This is a genomic window from Pseudomonas sp. R3-18-08, from assembly GCF_003852065.1.
In the GTDB taxonomy this organism is placed as follows: domain Bacteria; phylum Pseudomonadota; class Gammaproteobacteria; order Pseudomonadales; family Pseudomonadaceae; genus Aquipseudomonas.
The window spans coordinates 5,218,927-5,236,521 of record NZ_CP027729.1; the positions used below are offsets into that span (position 1 = coordinate 5,218,927).

The following is a 17,595-nucleotide window of genomic DNA, read 5'->3' on the forward strand; positions in this document are numbered from 1 at the left end:
ACGCATCTTTTTCAGACCATCGAGAGGCGTGCGGCCCAAACCGCGGGCAGATGGCACGCAGGAAGCCCGGACTAATAAGATGGCATTGAAATCCCCCGCGTTTCGTAGAAAATTTCCGTTGCTGGTAACCGGCAGTCTGCTGGCCTTGCAACCCTTCGCCACCTCATTCGTGGTCGCCGCGGAACAGTATGACTGCTCAGTCTCTGCTTCGGGTGCCTGGGATTGCGCGCCGAAAACCGCCGCCGCCCCATTGCCACCGCGCCCGGTGCATGACGGCTCTGCCGTCAGCTCGGCCAACAGCACGCCGCAAGGCGAGGCTGGCGGCAGCGTCGACGCCGAGCCCAAGACCATGCTGGTCACCGAAGCCAAGGGCCGTGGGCTGCGTTCGCGCAGCAAAGACTACAGCCACCTGGACTGGGTGCCTCGCGAGAAGCTGACCGCAGCGCAGCTGGCCGAAACCGGCCCTTACTGCGGCGGTGCCTACATCGAGCCGACTCGTCCTGGCATGAACGACAAGACGGACAAGGGCGATGCGCCGACCTTCATCGGTGCCAAAGCCTCTCGTTACGAGCAGGAACAGCAGGTCGCGACACTGGCCGGTGACGTCGTCATGCGCCAGGGCAGCATGCAGCTGGAATCCGAGGAAGCCAGCCTGTATCAGGCCGAGAACCGTGGCGAGCTGAACGGCAACGTGCGCCTGCGCGACAACGGCGCGCTGATCGTGGGCGACCATGCCCAGGTCCAGCTCGATACTGGCGCGGCCCAGATCGACAACGCCGAATACGTGATGCACAAGTCGCGTATCCGCGGTAACGCGCTCTATGCCAAGCGTGCCGAGAACGCGATCATCCGTCTCAAGGACGGTACGTACACCACCTGCGAGCCGGACAGCAACGCCTGGCAGCTCAAGGGCAACAACATCACGTTGAACCCGGCCACCGGTTTCGGTACGGCCACCAACGCGACGTTGCGGGTCAAGAACATCCCGATCCTGTACACCCCTTACATCTATTTCCCGATTGACGACCGTCGTCAGTCCGGCTTCCTGCCGCCGAGCTTCAGCACCGGCAGTGAAACTGGCTTTACGCTGGTGACGCCGTACTACTTCAACCTGGCACCGAACTACGACGCCACGTTGTACCCGCAATACATGACCAAGCGCGGCATGTTGATGGAAGGCGAATTCCGCTACCTCACCAAGTCCAGCGAAGGGCAGTTTGGTGGGGCGTACCTCAACGACGACAACGATGAGCGCAAGAACCAGACCGACTCCGAAAAAACCCGCTATATGCTCAATTGGCAGCATAAAGGTGGCTTGGATTCGCGGCTGACGTCACTGGTTGATTACACCAAAATCAGCGATCCTTACTACTTCCAGGACCTGAAGTCCTACGAAGAAGGCGTAGAGAGTCGCGACTTCGTCAACCAGCAGGGTTCCCTGACTTACCGCGGTGATACGTACCAGGCTCGCTTGAACGTTCAGGCGTACCAACTGGCGACGGTATCGGAGTTCACCCCATACGACCGCTTGCCACAGATCACTTTCAACGGTGCGCTGCCTTACCATCCTGGCGGGCTGGACCTCGCTTACGAAACAGAAGCGGTGCGGTTCGACCGAGATCTTCAGAACGGCTCTTACACTGACAAGGACGGAGCAATTTCCTCTCGTCTGGACAACAACGTCCTCGGGTTGAGCCGTGCCAACGGTACTCGCCTGAGTGCAGCACCGAGCGTCTCCCTGCCGCTGAATTGGACCTACGGTTTCATTACACCGAAGCTCAAGTATGTCTATACCAAATACGACCTTGACCTGGATAACACCGGCAAGAATGACCTGGTAGTCAATAGACTAGGCGCGTCGGCTCTGGGCGAGACGTTCAATAGTTCTCAAAATCGCTCCGTCCCCATTGCCAGTATCGATAGCGGCCTCTTCTTTGACCGTAATACCCAATGGTTTGGTCGTAATTACCAGCAAACCCTGGAACCACGTTTGTTCTATCTCTATGTACCAGAGAAAGATCAGAAAAATATCCCGGTGTTTGACACTAGCGAAACTCCATTCAGTTTCGACTCGTTGTTCCGTGACAACCGCTTCACCGGCGGCGACCGTATCGGCGACGAAAACAAACTGTCGCTGGGCCTGACCAGCCGCTGGATTCAAGACGACGGCCTTGAGCGTCAACGTATCAGTATCGGCCAGGCTGTGTACTTCAAAGACCGCGAAGTACAATTGCCAGGTGTAGACGCGACAACCCGTGATGATGCACATGAAGACGTGTCGCCGATCGCCTTGGATTACTCTTTCCGCTTCAACCGAGATTGGCGTGCGACGGCCGACTACAACTGGGACCCTACCAGCCACAGCCCACGCTCCGGCAGCGCGATGTTCCACTACCAGCCGGAAGACAACCCGAATAAGGTAATCAACGTCGGCTATCGCTACCGTAATGACCAGGTCGTCTACAACCAGTTGACCGGCAAATGGCAATTTGGTGGTGACTATGGCAGCGAAGGCAACCCGAACTTCATCAAGGACTACTACAAAATCCAGCAACACGACTTCTCGATGATGTGGCCGATCATTCCGCAGTGGAACCTGATCACCCGCTGGCAGTATGACTACGCCCGCAACCGTACCTTGGAAGCCTTCGGCGGTTTCGAGTACGACAACTGCTGCTGGAAACTGCGCGTCATCAACCGCTACTGGGTTTCCAACGACGAATACAGCCAGATCGCCCCTCTCAACGAAAAGGGTGACCACGGGCTCTTCTTCCAAATTGTCCTCAAAGGACTCGGCGGCCTGACCGGCGCCAAGGTAGAGAGCTTCCTCGACAAAGGCATTGAAGGTTATCGTGAACGTGAAGACAAAGCTTTCTGAGTGCTTGCGCCCGCTCGTGCTGGGCGCGCTGTTCCTGGGTGCCGCCTCGGCGCATGCCGCGGTGCAACAGCTGGATAAGGTCGCAGCCATCGTCGATAACGACGTGATCATGCAGAGCCAACTGGACCAACGGGTCAAGGAAGTTCAGCAAACCATCGCCAAGCGTGGCGGTGGTGTACCGCCGACCAGCGTCCTGGAACCCCAGGTGCTGGAACGCCTGATCGTGGAAAACCTGCAACTGCAGATCGGCGAGCGCTCCGGCATTCGTATTTCCGACGAAGAGCTGAATCAGGCCGTCGGCACCATCGCCCAGCGCAACAACATGAGCATCGATCAGTTCCGCGCGGCCCTGGCCCACGACGGCCTGTCCTATGAGGACGCGCGTGACCAGATCAAGCGTGAAATGATCATCAGCCGTGTACGCCAGCGTCGCGTAGCCGAACGGGTGCAGGTGTCGGAGCAGGAAGTGAAAAACTTCCTGGCCTCGGACCTGGGCAAGATGCAGCTCTCCGAAGAGCTGCACCTGGCCAATATCCTCATCCCAACGCCCGACAGCGCCAACGCCGAGCAGCTCAATGCGGCTGCAGCCAAAACCCAGGCTATCTATGATCGCCTCAAGGCCGGCGCTGATTTCGCCCAGATGGCGATTGCCCAGTCCGGCAGCGACAATGCGCTCGACGGTGGTGACATGGGCTGGCGTAAAGCCGCTCAACTACCACCGCCGTTCGACCGCGAGCTGAGTGCGATGAACGTGGGTGACATTACCCAACCGGCACGTACTCCGGGCGGCTTCATCATCCTCAAGCTGCTGGCCAAGCGCGGCGGCGAGACCTCGCTGAAAGACGAAGTGCACGTTCGTCACATTCTGGTCAAACCAAGCGAAATCCGTACCGAGGCACAAACCAAGGAACTGGCCCAGAAGATCTATGACCGCATCGAAAGCGGTGAAGACTTCGCCACCCTGGCCAAGAGCTTTTCGGAAGACCCGGGTTCTGCCCTCAACGGCGGCGACCTGAACTGGATCGACCCGAAAGCCCTGGTGCCCGAGTTCCAGCAGGTGATGGCCGATACTCCGCAAGGCGTACTGTCCAAGCCGTTCAAGACCCAATACGGCTGGCATGTGCTGGAAGTCCTTGGCCGTCGCGCCACCGACAACACCAACCAGGCCCGCGAACAGCAAGCCCTGACCGTACTGCGTAACCGCAAGTACGACGAAGAGCTGCAAACCTGGTTGCGTCAGATCCGTGACGAAGCCTACGTAGAAAACAAGCTGCCAGGCGCCGAGCAAACAGGCACCGACCAGGCAACCCAGTGAAACCCCAGCGTTTCGCGGTAACACCCGGCGAGCCGGCCGGCATTGGTCCAGACCTGTGCCTGCTGCTCGCCTCGCAACCCCAGCCACACCCCCTGATTGCCATCACCAGCCGCGACCTGCTCCTTGAGCGGGCCGCGCAACTGGGTGTGGCTGTCAACCTGCTGAGCGTCGCACCGGGCAACTGGCCCGACCTGCCGGCGCCGGCGGGCAGCCTGTATGTGTGGGACACGCCCCTGCAAGCCAAGGTAATCGCCGGGCAACTGGACAAGGCCAATGCGGCCTTCGTACTGGAAACCCTGACCCGCGCCGGCCAAGGCTGCATCGACGGCGACTTCGCCGGCATGATCACCGCGCCCGTCCATAAAGGCGTGATCAACGAATCCGGTATCGCCTTTTCCGGCCATACCGAATTCCTGGCCGAACTCACACACACCGAACAAGTCGTGATGATGCTGGCCACCCGGGGCCTTCGCGTCGCGCTGGTCACCACGCACCTGCCGCTGCGCGACATCGCCGACGCCATCACCGCCGAGCGCATAGAACGCGTCACACGCATCCTGCACGCCGACCTTCAACACAAATTCGGCATTGCCCAACCGCGTATCCTGGTCTGTGGGCTCAACCCCCACGCCGGTGAAGGCGGGCATTTGGGCCGTGAAGAAATCGACATCATTGAACCGACATTAGAGCGTCTGCGCCAAGAAGGCATGGACCTGCGCGGCCCATTGCCTGCCGACACTCTGTTTACCCCCAAATATCTGGAGCACTGCGACGCAGTGCTGGCGATGTACCATGACCAGGGGCTGCCCGTGCTGAAATACAAAGGCTTCGGCGCCGCAGTCAACGTGACACTGGGCCTGCCGATCATCCGCACCTCCGTCGACCATGGCACTGCCCTGGACCTGGCAGGCAGCGGCAAGATCGATACCGGCAGCCTGCACGTGGCCCTGGAAACCGCCTATCAGATGGCCGAGACCCGTATATGACTGAGCATTACCAACACCGGGCGCGCAAGCGCTTCGGGCAAAACTTCCTGCACGACGCTGGCGTAATTGACCGCATCCTGCGCTCCATCCACGCCAAATCTTGCGACCGCCTGCTGGAAATCGGCCCAGGCCAGGGCGCATTGACCCAGGGCCTGCTGGCCAGTGGCGGCCAACTGGACGTGGTAGAGCTGGACAAGGACCTGATCCCGATTCTCAACCAGCAGTTTGCCGACAAGCCCAACTTCAATCTGCATCAGGGCGATGCGCTGAAGTTCGACTTCAATACGCTCAACGCTGCGCCCAACAGCCTGCGTGTGGTCGGTAACCTGCCGTACAACATCTCCACCCCGCTGATTTTCCACCTGCTAAACAACGCCGGAATCATCCGCGACATGCACTTCATGCTGCAAAAAGAAGTGGTGGAGCGCCTGGCCGCCGGGCCGGGTGGTGGTGATTGGGGCCGGCTGTCGATCATGGTCCAGTACCATTGCCGTGTCGAACATCTGTTCAACGTTGGCCCGGGCGCATTCAACCCGCCGCCGAAGGTCGACTCGGCCATCGTGCGCCTGGTGCCGCATGCCGTGCTGCCGCACCCGGCCAAGGACCACAAATTGCTTGAGCGCGTCGTGCGTGAAGCGTTCAACCAACGCCGCAAGACCCTGCGCAACACGCTCAAGGCGCTGTTGAGCAACGCCGAAATCGAAGCGGCCGGCGTCGACGGCAGCCTGCGTCCAGAGCAACTGGACCTGGCCGCGTTCGTGCGCCTGGCCGACCAGCTGGCGATTCAGCCTGCTCCGACAGAAGGGTAAGGTTCAACGCGATCCAATGTGGGAGGGGGCTTGCTCCCGATAGGGGAGTATCAGTGGATAAATTTCAACTGACACACCGCTATCGGGAGCAAGCCCCCTCCCACATTTGGATCACATATCTGGCCTAGTGCCCACCTCTTGGCCTAGACTGGCCCGCATCAGCTGTCCTGCGCATCTGCTTTTAAGGCCTCTTGCATGTCCGATCCTCGCTACCAGATCGACGTCAGCGTCGTTACCCGCTTCCTGGCGGACCAATCGCAACCTGAACACAACCGCTTTGCCTTTGCCTACACCATCACGGTGAAAAACAACGGGCTGGTGCCGGCCAAGCTGCTGTCGCGCCATTGGGTGATCACCGACGGTGATGGTCAGGTCGAAGAAGTACGCGGCGCGGGTGTTGTCGGCCAACAACCGTTGATCGACATCGGCGCCAGCCATACCTACAGCAGCGGCACGGTGATGACCTCCAAAGTCGGCACCATGCAAGGCACCTATCAAATGAAAGCGACCGACGGCAAGCTGTTCGACGCGATCATCAAGCCGTTCCGCCTCGCCGTACCCGGAGCCCTGCACTGATGGCAACGTATGCGGTCGGTGACCTGCAAGGCTGCCTGGAGCCCCTCAAGTGCCTGCTCGAACGCGTCACGTTCGACCCCGCAACCGATCGCCTGTGGCTGGTCGGCGATCTGGTCAACCGTGGTCCGCAGTCCCTGGAAACCTTGCGCTACCTCTATAACCTGCGTGATTCGCTGGTCTGCGTGCTGGGCAACCATGACCTGCACCTGCTCGCGGCCGGCCACAACATCGAGCGCCTGAAAAAAGGCGACACCCTGCGGGAAATCCTCGAAGCGCCGGACCGGGCCGAGTTGCTGGAGTGGGTGCGCCGACAAAAGCTCATGCATTACGACGAGGCTCGCAACATCGCCATGGTCCATGCTGGCATCCCACCGCAATGGACGTTGAAAAAAGCCCTCAAGTGCGCAGCCGAAGTCGAAAGCGCCCTGGGCGATGACAACCTCTACACCGCCTACCTCGACGGCATGTATGGCAACGAGCCGATGAAGTGGGACAGCGACCTCAGCGGCGTTGCCCGCCTGAGGGTGATCACCAACTACTTCACACGCATGCGCTTCTGCACGGCCGAGGGCCGACTGGACCTCAAGAGCAAGGAAGGCGCCGATACCGCGCTGCCTGGCTATAAACCCTGGTTTGCGCACAAGGAACGCAAAACCCGTGACACGAAAATCATCTTCGGTCATTGGGCCGCCCTAGAAGGCAAATGCGAAGAACCCGGCGTGTTCGCCCTCGACACCGGCTGCGTGTGGGGTGGTGCCATGACCCTGATGAACATCGACACCGGCGAGCGCATCAGTTGCCAGTGTGAATCCCCCGTATCCAATACACAGACGGCCGCCGCCAAGCCCTAGGAGCCCGCCATGACAGAATTCAAACGTATTCCCCCGAACAAGCCCAGGCCCTGCGCGAGCAAGGCGCGGTGGTCGTCGATATCCGTGACCAGCCTACGTATGCCGCTGCGCACATTGCCGGCGCCCGGCATCTGGACAACGTCAACATCGCCGACTTCATCCGCGCCGCTGACCTCGACGCGCCGCTGATCGTGGCGTGCTACCACGGCAACTCCAGCCAGAGCGCGGCGGCCTATCTGGTCAGCCAAGGCTTCTCTGACGTCTATAGCCTGGACGGCGGCTTTGAGCTGTGGCGTGCGACCTATCCTGCGGAAATATCTTCAGGCGATTCGCAATAATTTTTTTCACACCCCGCTACCCCGCGTGACGCTTGGGCTTGCGCCGTTTCTGACGAACGGCGCGGCCAAACTAATTACGCATCGCGCCTTGACCTCCCCGATTCCGAACTATCCTTAAGCGCAGGCCATCCAAATCAGGGGAGAGCCGGTACACCGGCGTGCGGGTCATCGGTAGCGTTTCAGGGTGTTCTGGGGGGAAAACAGCTATTGGCGAACGTCAATGACTGCCAGCATCGACTGATTGATCCGGCGTCGGCTCCACGTATCGAGCGAGGTGACGACGTCATGAGTATCTTTAGCCACTTCCAACAACGTTTCGCGTCCACACAGGAGGAGGAACTCACGCTTCAAGAGTACCTCGAACTGTGCAAACAGGACCGCAGTACCTATGCGTCTGCCGCCGAACGCCTGCTGCTGGCAATCGGCGAGCCGCAGCTGGTGGAAACCGCCAACAACTCGCGGCTGTCGCGAATATTCTCCAACAAGGTGATCCGCCGCTATCCGGCCTTTGAAGACTTCCACGGCATGGAAGAATGCATCGACCAGATCGTCTCCTACTTCCGCCATGCTGCCCAAGGCCTGGAGGAGAAGAAACAGATCCTCTACCTGCTCGGCCCCGTCGGCGGCGGCAAGTCGTCCCTGGCCGAAAAACTCAAGCAACTGATCGAAAAGGTGCCCTTCTACGCGATCAAGGGCTCGCCGGTGTTCGAGTCGCCCCTGGGCCTGTTCAACGCCACTGAAGATGGCGCGATCCTCGAAGAAGACTTCGGCATCCCTCGGCGCTACCTCAATACCATCATGTCGCCCTGGGCCACCAAGCGCCTGTCCGAGTTCGGCGGTGATATCAGCCAGTTCCGCGTGGTCAAGCTCTACCCGTCGATCCTCAACCAGATCGGCGTCGCCAAGACTGAACCGGGCGACGAAAACAACCAGGACATCTCCGCACTGGTGGGTAAGGTCGATATCCGCAAACTGGAAGAATTCCCACAGAACGACGCCGACGCCTACAGCTACTCGGGCGCGCTGTGCCGGGCCAACCAGGGCCTGATGGAATTCGTGGAGATGTTCAAGGCGCCGATCAAGGTGCTGCACCCACTGCTCACGGCCACCCAGGAAGGTAACTACAACAGTACCGAAGGCCTGGGCGCGATTCCGTTCACCGGGATCCTGCTGGCTCACTCCAACGAATCGGAGTGGCACACCTTCCGCAACAACAAGAACAACGAAGCCTTCATCGACCGTATCTACATCGTCAAGGTGCCTTACTGCCTGCGGGTCAGCGATGAAATCAAGATCTACGACAAACTGCTGTTCAACAGTTCCCTGGCCAAGGCGCATTGCGCACCCGACACCCTGAAAATGCTTGCCCAGTTCACCGTGCTGTCGCGCCTCAAGGAGCCGGAGAACTCGAATATCTACTCGAAAATGCGCGTGTACGATGGGGAAAACCTCAAGGATACCGATCCCAAGGCCAAATCGATCCAGGAATACCGCGACACGGCGGGCGTCGATGAAGGCATGAACGGCCTGTCGACGCGTTTCGCGTTCAAGATCCTGTCCAAAGTGTTCAACTTCGACCCTCACGAGATCGCCGCCAACCCGGTGCATTTGCTGTACGTGCTGGAGCAGCAGATCGAACAGGAACAATTCCAGGCCGAAACCCGCGAGCGCTATCTGCGCTTCCTCAAGGAATACCTGGCGCCGCGCTACATCGAATTCATCGGCAAGGAAATCCAGACCGCCTACCTGGAGTCCTACAGCGAGTACGGCCAGAACATTTTCGACCGCTACGTGCTGTACGCCGACTTCTGGATTCAGGACCAGGAATACCGCGACCCTGAAACCGGCGAAATCCTCAACCGCGTGGCACTCAACGAGGAGCTGGAGAAAATCGAGAAACCCGCCGGCATCAGCAATCCGAAGGATTTCCGCAACGAAATCGTCAACTTCGTGCTGCGCGCCCGCGCCAACAACAACGGCAAGAACCCAACCTGGCTCAGCTACGAGAAGCTGCGGGTGGTGATCGAGAAGAAAATGTTCTCCAACACCGAGGATCTGCTGCCGGTTATCAGCTTCAACGCCAAGGCGAGCAAGGAGGACCAGCAGAAACACAACGACTTCGTCACACGAATGGTCGAGCGCGGCTACACCGACAAACAGGTACGACTGCTCTCCGAGTGGTACCTGCGGGTGCGCAAATCGCAGTAAGGCAGCGACAGGCGGCCACTGCCAGGCATCCGGCCTGGCAGTCGACCGCTTGTCCCTAAGCTTCCAGCTCGCGGCTTGAAGCTTGTAACGTGAAGCTGCCCGGAGGGCTCCCCATGAGCTATGTGATCGACCGACGCCTCAATGGCAAGAACAAGAGCACGGTAAACCGCCAGCGTTTCCTGCGGCGTTACCGTGACCATATCAAAAAGGCCGTTGAAGAGGCCGTCAGCCGCCGCTCCATCACCGACATGGAACATGGCGAACAAATCAGCATTCCCGGACGGGACATCGACGAACCCGTGCTGCACCACGGCCGGGGCGGTAAGCAAACCGTGGTGCATCCGGGCAACAAGGAGTTCACCACGGGTGACCACATCCAGCGCCCGCAGGGTGGCGGTGGGGGCAAGGGCGCGGGCAAGGCCGGTAACTCCGGCGAGGGCATGGACGAGTTCGTGTTCCAGATCACCCAGGAAGAATTTCTCGAATTCATGTTCGAGGACCTGGAACTGCCCAACCTGGTCAAACGCAACCTGACCGGCACCGACACGTACAAAACCGTGCGTGCGGGTATCAGCAACGAAGGCAACCCGTCCCGTATCAACATCATCCGCACCCTGCGCTCAGCCCATGCCCGGCGTATCGCCCTGTCGGGGAGCAGCCGTGCAAAATTGAAGCAGGCCAAGGAAGAGCTGGAGCGCCTGAGGCGCGAAGAACCGGACAACTTCGGCGATATCCAGGAAATAGAGGCAGAAATCGAGAAGCTCAGCGCGCGCATTCATCGTGTGCCGTTCCTCGATACCTTTGACTTGAAATACAACCTGCTGGTCAAGCAGCCTAACCCGAGTTCCAAGGCCGTGATGTTCTGCCTGATGGACGTTTCCGGCTCCATGACCCAGGCCACCAAGGACATTGCCAAGCGCTTTTTTATCTTGCTATACCTGTTCCTGAAGCGGAACTACGACAAGATTGAGGTGGTGTTCATCCGCCATCACACCAGCGCTCGGGAAGTGGACGAAGAGGAATTCTTCTATTCCCGCGAAACCGGCGGCACCATCGTCTCCAGCGCCCTGAAGCTGATGCAGGAAATCATGGCCGAGCGCTACCCGGTCAATGAGTGGAATATCTACGCGGCCCAGGCGTCCGACGGGGACAACTGGAACGATGACTCGCCGATCTGCCGCGACATCCTGATCAACCAGATCATGCCTTTCGTGCAGTACTACACCTACGTCGAAATTACTCCCCGTGAGCACCAGGCGCTATGGTTCGAATACGAGCGCATCGGCGAAGCCTTTGCCGATACGTTCGCCCAACAGCAACTGGTCTCGGCCGGCGATATCTATCCGGTCTTCCGTGAACTCTTCCAGCGCAGGTTAGTGTCATGACCGCCAAAAAAGAGCATAAGCGCCAACCTATTTCCACCGGGTCCGAGTGGACCTTTGAACTGATCCAGGCCTATGACCGGGAAATCAGCCGCATCGCGGCGGGTTATGCCCTGGACACTTACCCCAATCAGATCGAAGTGATCACCGCCGAACAGATGATGGACGCCTACGCCTCCGTCGGTATGCCGCTGGGCTATCACCATTGGTCCTACGGCAAACACTTTCTCAGCACCGAAAAATCCTACACCCGCGGCCAGATGGGCCTGGCCTACGAGATCGTGATCAACTCCGACCCGTGCATCGCTTACCTGATGGAAGAAAACACCATCTGCATGCAGGCGTTGGTGGTGGCCCACGCATGCTACGGGCATAACAGCTTTTTCAAGGGCAACTACCTGTTCCGCACCTGGACCGATGCCAGTTCGATCATCGATTACCTGGTGTTCGCCAAGCAGTACATCATGCAATGCGAGGAGCGCCACGGCATCGACGCGGTGGAAGACCTGCTCGACTCCTGCCACGCGTTGATGAACTACGGCGTTGACCGTTACAAACGCCCCTATCCGATTTCGGCCGAAGAAGAACGCCTGCGTCAGAAGGAACGTGAGGAACACTTGCAGAAACAGATCAACGATCTGTGGCGCACCATTCCCAAGCGCGCCGGCAAGAACAACGACAAGGACAATGCGCGCTTCCCCGCCGAACCTCAGGAAAACATCCTGTATTTTCTGGAAAAACATGCGCCACTGCTGGAGCCCTGGCAACGCGAAATCGTGCGCATCGTGCGCAAGATCGCCCAGTACTTTTATCCCCAGCGCCAGACCCAGGTGATGAACGAGGGCTGGGCGACGTTCTGGCACTACACGCTGATGAACGACCTGTACGACGAAGGCCTGGTCACCGACGGGTTCATGATGGAATTCCTCACCTCCCACACCAGTGTGGTGTTCCAGCCCGGTTTCGATAGCCCGTACTACAACGGCATCAATCCCTATGCGCTGGGCTTTGCGATGTATCGGGACATCCGGCGCATGTGCGAACACCCCACCGAGGAGGACCGTCGCTGGTTCCCGGAAATCGCCGGCAGCGACTGGCTCTCCACCATCAAATTCGCCATGAGCAGCTTCAAGGACGAGAGCTTCATCCTGCAGTACCTGTCTCCCCAGGTGATTCGCGACCTCAAGCTGTTCAGCATCATGGATGACGACCTCAAGGACGACCTGGTAGTGCCCGCTATCCATGACGAACCCGGCTACCGGACTATCCGCGAGACCTTGGCGGCGCAATACAACTTGGGCAACCGCGAGCCCAACGTACAGATCTACAGCATCGACGTGCGGGGTGACCGCTCGCTGACCTTGCGCCACCAGCAGCACGACCGCAAACCCTTGGGCGAATCCACCGAGGAGGTGCTCAAGCACTTGCACCGGCTGTGGGGCTTCGATATTCATTTGGAAACCCTGCAAGGCGACCAGGTGGTGAAAACCCACCATGTTCCCCCGCGCAGCGATCATAACGACACCGACTACGGCCGTCTGGACCTGGCCGTCGTGCATCTCTGAAACGGCAAAGCCTCCATTGGCCCGGCACAGACGGTATCCTGTGCCGCTAATGGAGGCTTTTTCATGAAAATCTACAAAGTCGGCGGTGCCGTGCGTGATCGCCTGCTGGGCATCGAGGTCACCGATATCGACCGCGTCGTCGTTGGCGCCACCATCGAAGAGATGCAGGCCAAAGGCTTCAAGCCGGTCGGCGCTGACTTCCCCGTGTTCCTGGACCCGAAAAACGGCGATGAATACGCCCTCGCCCGCACCGAGCGCAAAAGTGGCAGGGGCTACGGTGGCTTCGTGTTTCACGCCAGCCCCGACGTCACGCTGGAAGAAGACCTGGTTCGTCGCGACCTGACCATCAATGCCATGGCTGAAGACGATGAGGGCAATCTGACCGATCCCTACCACGGTCAACGCGACCTGGACGCACGTGTTTTACGTCACGTTTCGCCCGCGTTCGCCGAAGATCCCCTGCGAGTGCTACGGGTTGCGCGGTTTGCCGCGCGTTATGCGCACCTCGGATTCAGCGTGGCTCCCGAAACCCTGGCACTGATGCGTCAGCTCAGCGAATCCGGCGAACTGGAAGCGTTGACGCCGGAGCGCAGTTGGAAGGAGATTTCCCGGGCATTGATGGAAGACCAGCCCCAGGTGTTTATTCAGGTGCTGCGCGACTGCCATGCGCTGAAAACCCTGATGCCGGAAGTGGATGCGCTGTTCGGCGTACCGCAGCCCGAAGCCCATCATCCCGAGATCGACACCGGCGTGCACACCCTGAGCGTGCTGGAACAGGCTGCAGTGCACAAACAACCGCTGACCGTGCGTTGGGCCTGCTTGCTGCACGACCTGGGCAAAGGGCTGACACCTGTGGATAAGTTGCCGCAGCACATTGCCCACGAACACCGGGGCTTGAAGCTGATCAAGGCAGTTAATGAACGTTTCAAAGTGCCAAAGGATTGCCAGGAACTGGCGCTGCTGGTGGGCCAATATCACACCCACGGGCATCGCGCCCTGGAGCTGAAGGCGTCGACGCTATTGGAGTTGCTGCAAAGTTTTGACGTCTACCGTCGACCGCAACGCTTCGAGGAATTCGTGGTCGCCTGCGAGATGGATGCGCGGGGCCGCAAGGGTCTTGAACAGCGCAGTTATCCACAGGCGGATTATTTGCGGGGGCGGCGAAGGCTGCGCGCGAGGTGGCAGTGGCGCCACTGCTGGAAAAAGGCTTCAAAGGCCCGGAGCTGGGCGAGGCGCTCAAGCGTGAACGGCTTAACGCCCTAAAAGCCTACAAGGAACGCCAAAGTTCACTGTAGGGGCGAGCTTGCTCGCGAAAAACCTGAGAGCGCGGCGTTATCGTTCACGTTCTTCGCGAGCAAGCTCGGCTCCTACAGAAGCACATCTGCCGTGAGTTGCTCGCCCTGCCACTCAAACGCCACAGGCGCGAGCACCTGATTGATCTGCGCATCACGCCACAGCGCAGCCATGGTCTTGCCCGCTTCAGGATGCACCCGGTCCGGCGCCATCATCGACAGCGGCCACAACACGAAGGCGTTTTTCAGGATCTCTGCCCGTGGCAGGATCAAACCGTCGAAATTACCCACCAGATCGCCATACAGCAGCACGTCGATATCCAGGGGCAGCCCCTTACGATCTGGCGCATAGCGGCCGTTGTCGGCCTCGATGGATTTCAGCCGACGGTCCAGCTCCATCAATGACAGGTCGGTCCACGCCGACACCACCAGATTGAAGAACGGCCCGCTCTTGATACCCACCGGCTGGCTTTCGAACACCGCCGAACAGCGCATGTCCGTCAAAAAGCTCGCCAGCGCATCGAGTCCCGCACGTAAATTGAGCTCGCGCTCGATATTACTGCCCAGGCCAAGGTAAACCTGAGTCAGCGACATCCGCGCTCGATCTCCACGCCCACGCCTTTGGCCGCTGGGACGGCACCTGGCTTGGTCAATTTGAGGTGCAGCCAGGGAATCTGGAATTCACTCATCAACACTTCGGCCAGGCGTTCGGCGAAGGTTTCCACCAGTTGGTAGTGGGACTGCTCAGCAAAGGCCTGGATACGCGCGGACACGCTGGCATAATCCAGCGCCAGGGTCAGGTCGTCGCCGGCGGCGGCCGGACGGTTATCCCAGGCAAAGCTCAGGTCCAGGCGCAGGCATTGACGGATTCCGCGCTCCCAGTCGTAGGCGCCGATCACGGTGTCGACTTCCAGGCCTTCGATAAACACTCTGTCCAAGCACTCTTCTCCGCAGCACGACAAGGGCGCGATGCCCCGTTAGAATCAGGGCGTCCTCGCCCGGAATAGTTAGCATGTTTTGGTCACTGGCGATTCTCGCCTACCTGCTCGGCTCGCTGTCCTTTGCCATTTTGCTCAGCCGCCTGACGGGAAATCCCGATCCGCGAATGAGTGGCTCAGGCAATGCCGGTGCCACCAATATGTTGCGCCTGGCCGGCAAGAAACTCGCCGTGCTGACGCTGCTGGGCGACCTCTGCAAGGGCCTGCTGCCCGTACTGCTCGCCAGCCTCGTCGGCCTTACCCTGCAACAGCAGGCCTGGGTGGGCGTATGCGCCGTCCTGGGCCATCTGTTCCCCCTGTACTTCCGCTTTCGCGGCGGCAAAGGCGTCGCCACGGCGGCCGGCATGCTGCTGGGGATCTACCCGCCGGCAGCCTTGCTGGCGGTGCTCGCCTGGCTGTTGACGTTCTACCTGACCCGCACCAGCTCGTTGGCTGCGCTGATCGCTACACCGCTCACCCTGCCCTTGCTGGCCTGGCAAGCACCGGCGGCGCTGCTGCCGATGAGCGTGCTGACACTGCTGATCGTCTGGCGCCACCGCGGCAATCTACGCGACCTGTTTGCCGGGCGCGAACGGCATTTCTAACGGGCGTCCAGGTTAACCCTTACAACGGCGGCAACTGCTCCATCGGCCAACGTGCCTGCACGCTGATCGCCAGGCTCTCATGCTGCCCGGCCTGCAGGCGTTGACAGCCGGCGTAGGCGATCATGGCGCCATTGTCGGTGCAGAACTCAGGCCGCGCATAGAACACGTCGCCGTTCATCTCACCGAGCATTTTCTCCAGCGCGCTGCGCAAAGCCTTGTTGGCACTGACGCCGCCAGCAATCACCAGGCGCTTCATGCCTGCCTGCTTCAGGGCGCGCTTGCACTTGATGGTCAAAGTCTCCACCACGGCCTGCTGGAACGCCAGCGCGATGTCGCAACGGGCTTGCTCGCCGTCGTCTCCGGCGCTGACGCTCTGCTGCCAGGTATTCAACGCCGAGGTTTTCAAGCCGCTGAAGCTGAACATCAGCCCCGGGCGATCGCACATCGGTCGCGGGAACGTGTAACGACCGGCCACGCCTTTTTCGGCAAGACGGGCAATTTCCGGACCGCCGGGGTAATTGAGCCCCATCATCTTCGCGGTCTTGTCGAATGCTTCGCCTGCGGCATCGTCCAGCGACTCGCCCAACAACGTGTATTGGCCGATGCCGTCGACCTGAACCAGCTGCGTATGCCCCCCCGAAACCAACAAAGCGACGAACGGGAACGCTGGCGGTGTTTTTTCCAGCATCGGTGCCAGCAAATGCCCTTCCATGTGGTGCACACCGAGGGCCGGAATCCCCCAGGCAAACGCCAGCGCCTGGGCACAGGAAGCCCCAACCAGCAGGGCTCCGACCAATCCCGGGCCTGCGGTATAGGCAATCGCGTCGATCTCGGTCGGCACGCAGCCAGCCTCATCCAGCACCTGGCGAATCAACGGCAGCATGCGTTTGACGTGATCACGACTGGCAAGCTCCGGCACCACGCCGCCATAGGCACGGTGCAGGTCGATCTGACTGAACAGCGCATCGGCCAAAAGCCCGCGTTCACTGTCGTAAAGTGCGACACCGGTTTCGTCGCAGGAGGTTTCAAGTCCCAGTACTAGCATGGGTTTGCGCCTTGTAGAGGCTGAATTCGAAGGCGCGCATAATAGTCGCCACTCCCCCTCCCGACTAGCGGTTTTCGATCAGAGGCTTTGCATTCCTGCCAATGAGGGGTTAACATCCGCAACCCTTAAAAACCGACGACCTCAGCCGCGAATTTTTTGCGACGAGAACGTTGATCCCGGTAATGAAAGAAGGTAGCTCTGGATGCCAGCCGTCAAAGTAAAAGAGAACGAACCCTTCGACGTAGCTCTGCGTCGTTTCAAGCGCTCCTGCGAAAAAGCCGGTGTTCTGGCTGAAGTTCGTAGCCGCGAATTTTATGAGAAGCCAACTTCTGAGCGTAAGCGTAAAGCAGCAGCCGCTGTTAAGCGTCACGCCAAGAAAGTTCAGCGCGAACAGCGCCGCGCCGTTCGTCTGTACTAATACACAGACGTTCGTAGCAAGCTTCTGCCAAGCCCGGCCCTCAGCCGGGCTGTTGGCATTTGCGGATATCGCTTGATGCTTCATCGTCGACGCCGCACACGCGACCGAGACACTGCTTCACACGTCAGGACTGGCTCTTTTGCCAGCGGTGCACGTCTCTTCTGACGAGCCTAACAAGGCTACTGACGAGCACACCTATTCTTCAAGCAGGCGATCAACTGTGTCGACTGTGCCCATCGGTGAGCTTCCGAGACCGCTCGCAGGTCAAGACCGGACTCACGGGCAACTTTTATTCGTCGGACACTGATAGAGACTAACGTCAGCGAATGTTCGGCAGATACACTCCCTGA

At 59.6% G+C, this 17,595-nt stretch carries 14 protein-coding genes and 2 pseudogenes; 13 read left to right on the forward strand and 3 right to left on the reverse strand.

Annotated elements, in window-relative coordinates:
• The first annotated feature begins 79 nt into the window (after positions 1-79).
• From C4J92_RS24085 to C4J92_RS24135, 11 genes and pseudogenes are all read left to right on the forward strand, one after another.
• The gene (locus tag C4J92_RS24085) at positions 80-2,878 is read left to right on the forward strand and encodes an LPS-assembly protein LptD (RefSeq protein WP_124405438.1); all 2,799 of its coding nucleotides are present in this window, start codon (positions 80-82) and stop codon (positions 2,876-2,878) included.
• Positions 2,859-4,193: a peptidylprolyl isomerase gene (locus C4J92_RS24090; protein ID WP_124365212.1), complete on the forward strand. Its 1,335-nt coding sequence runs from the start codon at positions 2,859-2,861 to the stop codon at positions 4,191-4,193. The genes C4J92_RS24085 and C4J92_RS24090 overlap by 20 nt, the downstream gene beginning before the upstream one ends.
• Positions 4,190-5,179, forward strand: a complete 990-nt coding sequence (gene pdxA, locus C4J92_RS24095) for a 4-hydroxythreonine-4-phosphate dehydrogenase PdxA (RefSeq protein WP_124405439.1) — start codon at positions 4,190-4,192, stop codon at positions 5,177-5,179. The genes C4J92_RS24090 and pdxA overlap by 4 nt, the downstream gene beginning before the upstream one ends.
• Entirely contained in the window at positions 5,176-5,988 is an 813-nt protein-coding gene (gene rsmA, locus C4J92_RS24100; protein WP_124405440.1) for a 16S rRNA (adenine(1518)-N(6)/adenine(1519)-N(6))-dimethyltransferase RsmA, read from the forward strand. Before pdxA ends, rsmA begins: the two co-directional genes overlap by 4 nt.
• A 195-nt stretch (positions 5,989-6,183) precedes the next feature.
• Positions 6,184-6,564 carry a Co2+/Mg2+ efflux protein ApaG gene (apaG, locus tag C4J92_RS24105; protein WP_124364650.1) on the forward strand — a complete coding sequence of 127 codons (381 nt, stop codon included), beginning with the start codon at positions 6,184-6,186 and terminating at the stop codon, positions 6,562-6,564.
• Positions 6,564-7,415 carry a symmetrical bis(5'-nucleosyl)-tetraphosphatase gene (locus C4J92_RS24110; protein ID WP_124405441.1) on the forward strand — a complete coding sequence of 284 codons (852 nt, stop codon included), beginning with the start codon at positions 6,564-6,566 and terminating at the stop codon, positions 7,413-7,415. The genes apaG and C4J92_RS24110 overlap by 1 nt, the downstream gene beginning before the upstream one ends.
• Before the next feature lie 9 nt (positions 7,416-7,424).
• Positions 7,425-7,753 (forward strand): annotated as a pseudogene (gene glpE / locus C4J92_RS24115) (thiosulfate sulfurtransferase GlpE).
• Between the two features lie 285 nt (positions 7,754-8,038).
• The gene (locus C4J92_RS24120) at positions 8,039-9,961 is read left to right on the forward strand and encodes a PrkA family serine protein kinase (protein ID WP_124368560.1); all 1,923 of its coding nucleotides are present in this window, start codon (positions 8,039-8,041) and stop codon (positions 9,959-9,961) included.
• A gap of 113 nt (positions 9,962-10,074) precedes the next feature.
• Positions 10,075-11,346, forward strand: a complete 1,272-nt coding sequence (locus C4J92_RS24125; RefSeq protein WP_124405442.1) for a YeaH/YhbH family protein — start codon at positions 10,075-10,077, stop codon at positions 11,344-11,346.
• Positions 11,343-12,908 (forward strand): SpoVR family protein, encoded by a 1,566-nt coding sequence (locus tag C4J92_RS24130; protein WP_124405443.1) that lies wholly within the window; start codon positions 11,343-11,345, stop codon positions 12,906-12,908. Before C4J92_RS24125 ends, C4J92_RS24130 begins: the two co-directional genes overlap by 4 nt.
• A 63-nt stretch (positions 12,909-12,971) precedes the next feature.
• Positions 12,972-14,203, forward strand: a pseudogene (locus C4J92_RS24135) (multifunctional CCA addition/repair protein).
• Positions 14,204-14,275: 72 nt separating this feature from the next.
• Here the strand turns inward: C4J92_RS24135 and folK are convergent.
• Together folK and folB are read right to left on the reverse strand one after the other, a co-directional pair.
• On the reverse strand, positions 14,276-14,794 hold the full coding sequence (gene folK / locus C4J92_RS24140; RefSeq protein WP_124405444.1) for a 2-amino-4-hydroxy-6-hydroxymethyldihydropteridine diphosphokinase: 519 nt from the start codon (positions 14,792-14,794) through the stop codon (positions 14,276-14,278).
• The gene (gene folB, locus C4J92_RS24145) at positions 14,785-15,138 is read right to left on the reverse strand and encodes a dihydroneopterin aldolase (RefSeq protein ID WP_124405445.1); all 354 of its coding nucleotides are present in this window, start codon (positions 15,136-15,138) and stop codon (positions 14,785-14,787) included. Before folB ends, folK begins: the two co-directional genes overlap by 10 nt.
• Before the next feature lie 74 nt (positions 15,139-15,212).
• On the opposite strand from folB, the gene plsY reads away from it, so the two are divergent.
• Positions 15,213-15,782, forward strand: a complete 570-nt coding sequence (gene plsY, locus C4J92_RS24150) for a glycerol-3-phosphate 1-O-acyltransferase PlsY (protein WP_124405446.1) — start codon at positions 15,213-15,215, stop codon at positions 15,780-15,782.
• 19 nt (positions 15,783-15,801) lie between these two features.
• On the opposite strand, the gene tsaD is transcribed toward plsY, so the two are convergent.
• A complete protein-coding gene (gene tsaD / locus C4J92_RS24155) occupies positions 15,802-16,827 on the reverse strand; it encodes a tRNA (adenosine(37)-N6)-threonylcarbamoyltransferase complex transferase subunit TsaD (RefSeq protein WP_124405447.1) in 1,026 nt (341 codons plus the stop codon).
• A gap of 202 nt (positions 16,828-17,029) precedes the next feature.
• Here tsaD and rpsU point away from each other — a divergent pair, with 202 nt between their 5' ends.
• The gene (gene rpsU / locus C4J92_RS24160) at positions 17,030-17,245 is read left to right on the forward strand and encodes a 30S ribosomal protein S21 (protein ID WP_002551877.1); all 216 of its coding nucleotides are present in this window, start codon (positions 17,030-17,032) and stop codon (positions 17,243-17,245) included.
• Positions 17,246-17,595 lie beyond the last annotated feature (350 nt).

Excerpts from the sequence above, each read along its gene's own strand:
- C4J92_RS24120 (WP_124368560.1), top strand. The coding sequence starts at position 8,039 with ATGAGTATCTTTAGCCACTTCCAACAACGTTTCGCGTCCACACAGGAG.
- tsaD (WP_124405447.1), bottom strand. The coding sequence starts at position 16,827 with ATGCTAGTACTGGGACTTGAAACCTCCTGCGACGAAACCGGTGTCGCA.
- rpsU (WP_002551877.1), top strand. The coding sequence starts at position 17,030 with ATGCCAGCCGTCAAAGTAAAAGAGAACGAACCCTTCGACGTAGCTCTG.
- folK (WP_124405444.1), bottom strand. The coding sequence starts at position 14,794 with ATGTCGCTGACTCAGGTTTACCTTGGCCTGGGCAGTAATATCGAGCGC.
- C4J92_RS24130 (WP_124405443.1), top strand. The coding sequence starts at position 11,343 with ATGACCGCCAAAAAAGAGCATAAGCGCCAACCTATTTCCACCGGGTCC.
- C4J92_RS24125 (WP_124405442.1), top strand. The coding sequence starts at position 10,075 with ATGAGCTATGTGATCGACCGACGCCTCAATGGCAAGAACAAGAGCACG.
- apaG (WP_124364650.1), top strand. The coding sequence starts at position 6,184 with ATGTCCGATCCTCGCTACCAGATCGACGTCAGCGTCGTTACCCGCTTC.
- rsmA (WP_124405440.1), top strand. The coding sequence starts at position 5,176 with ATGACTGAGCATTACCAACACCGGGCGCGCAAGCGCTTCGGGCAAAAC.
- C4J92_RS24085 (WP_124405438.1), top strand. The coding sequence starts at position 80 with ATGGCATTGAAATCCCCCGCGTTTCGTAGAAAATTTCCGTTGCTGGTA.
- C4J92_RS24110 (WP_124405441.1), top strand. The coding sequence starts at position 6,564 with ATGGCAACGTATGCGGTCGGTGACCTGCAAGGCTGCCTGGAGCCCCTC.
- plsY (WP_124405446.1), top strand. The coding sequence starts at position 15,213 with ATGTTTTGGTCACTGGCGATTCTCGCCTACCTGCTCGGCTCGCTGTCC.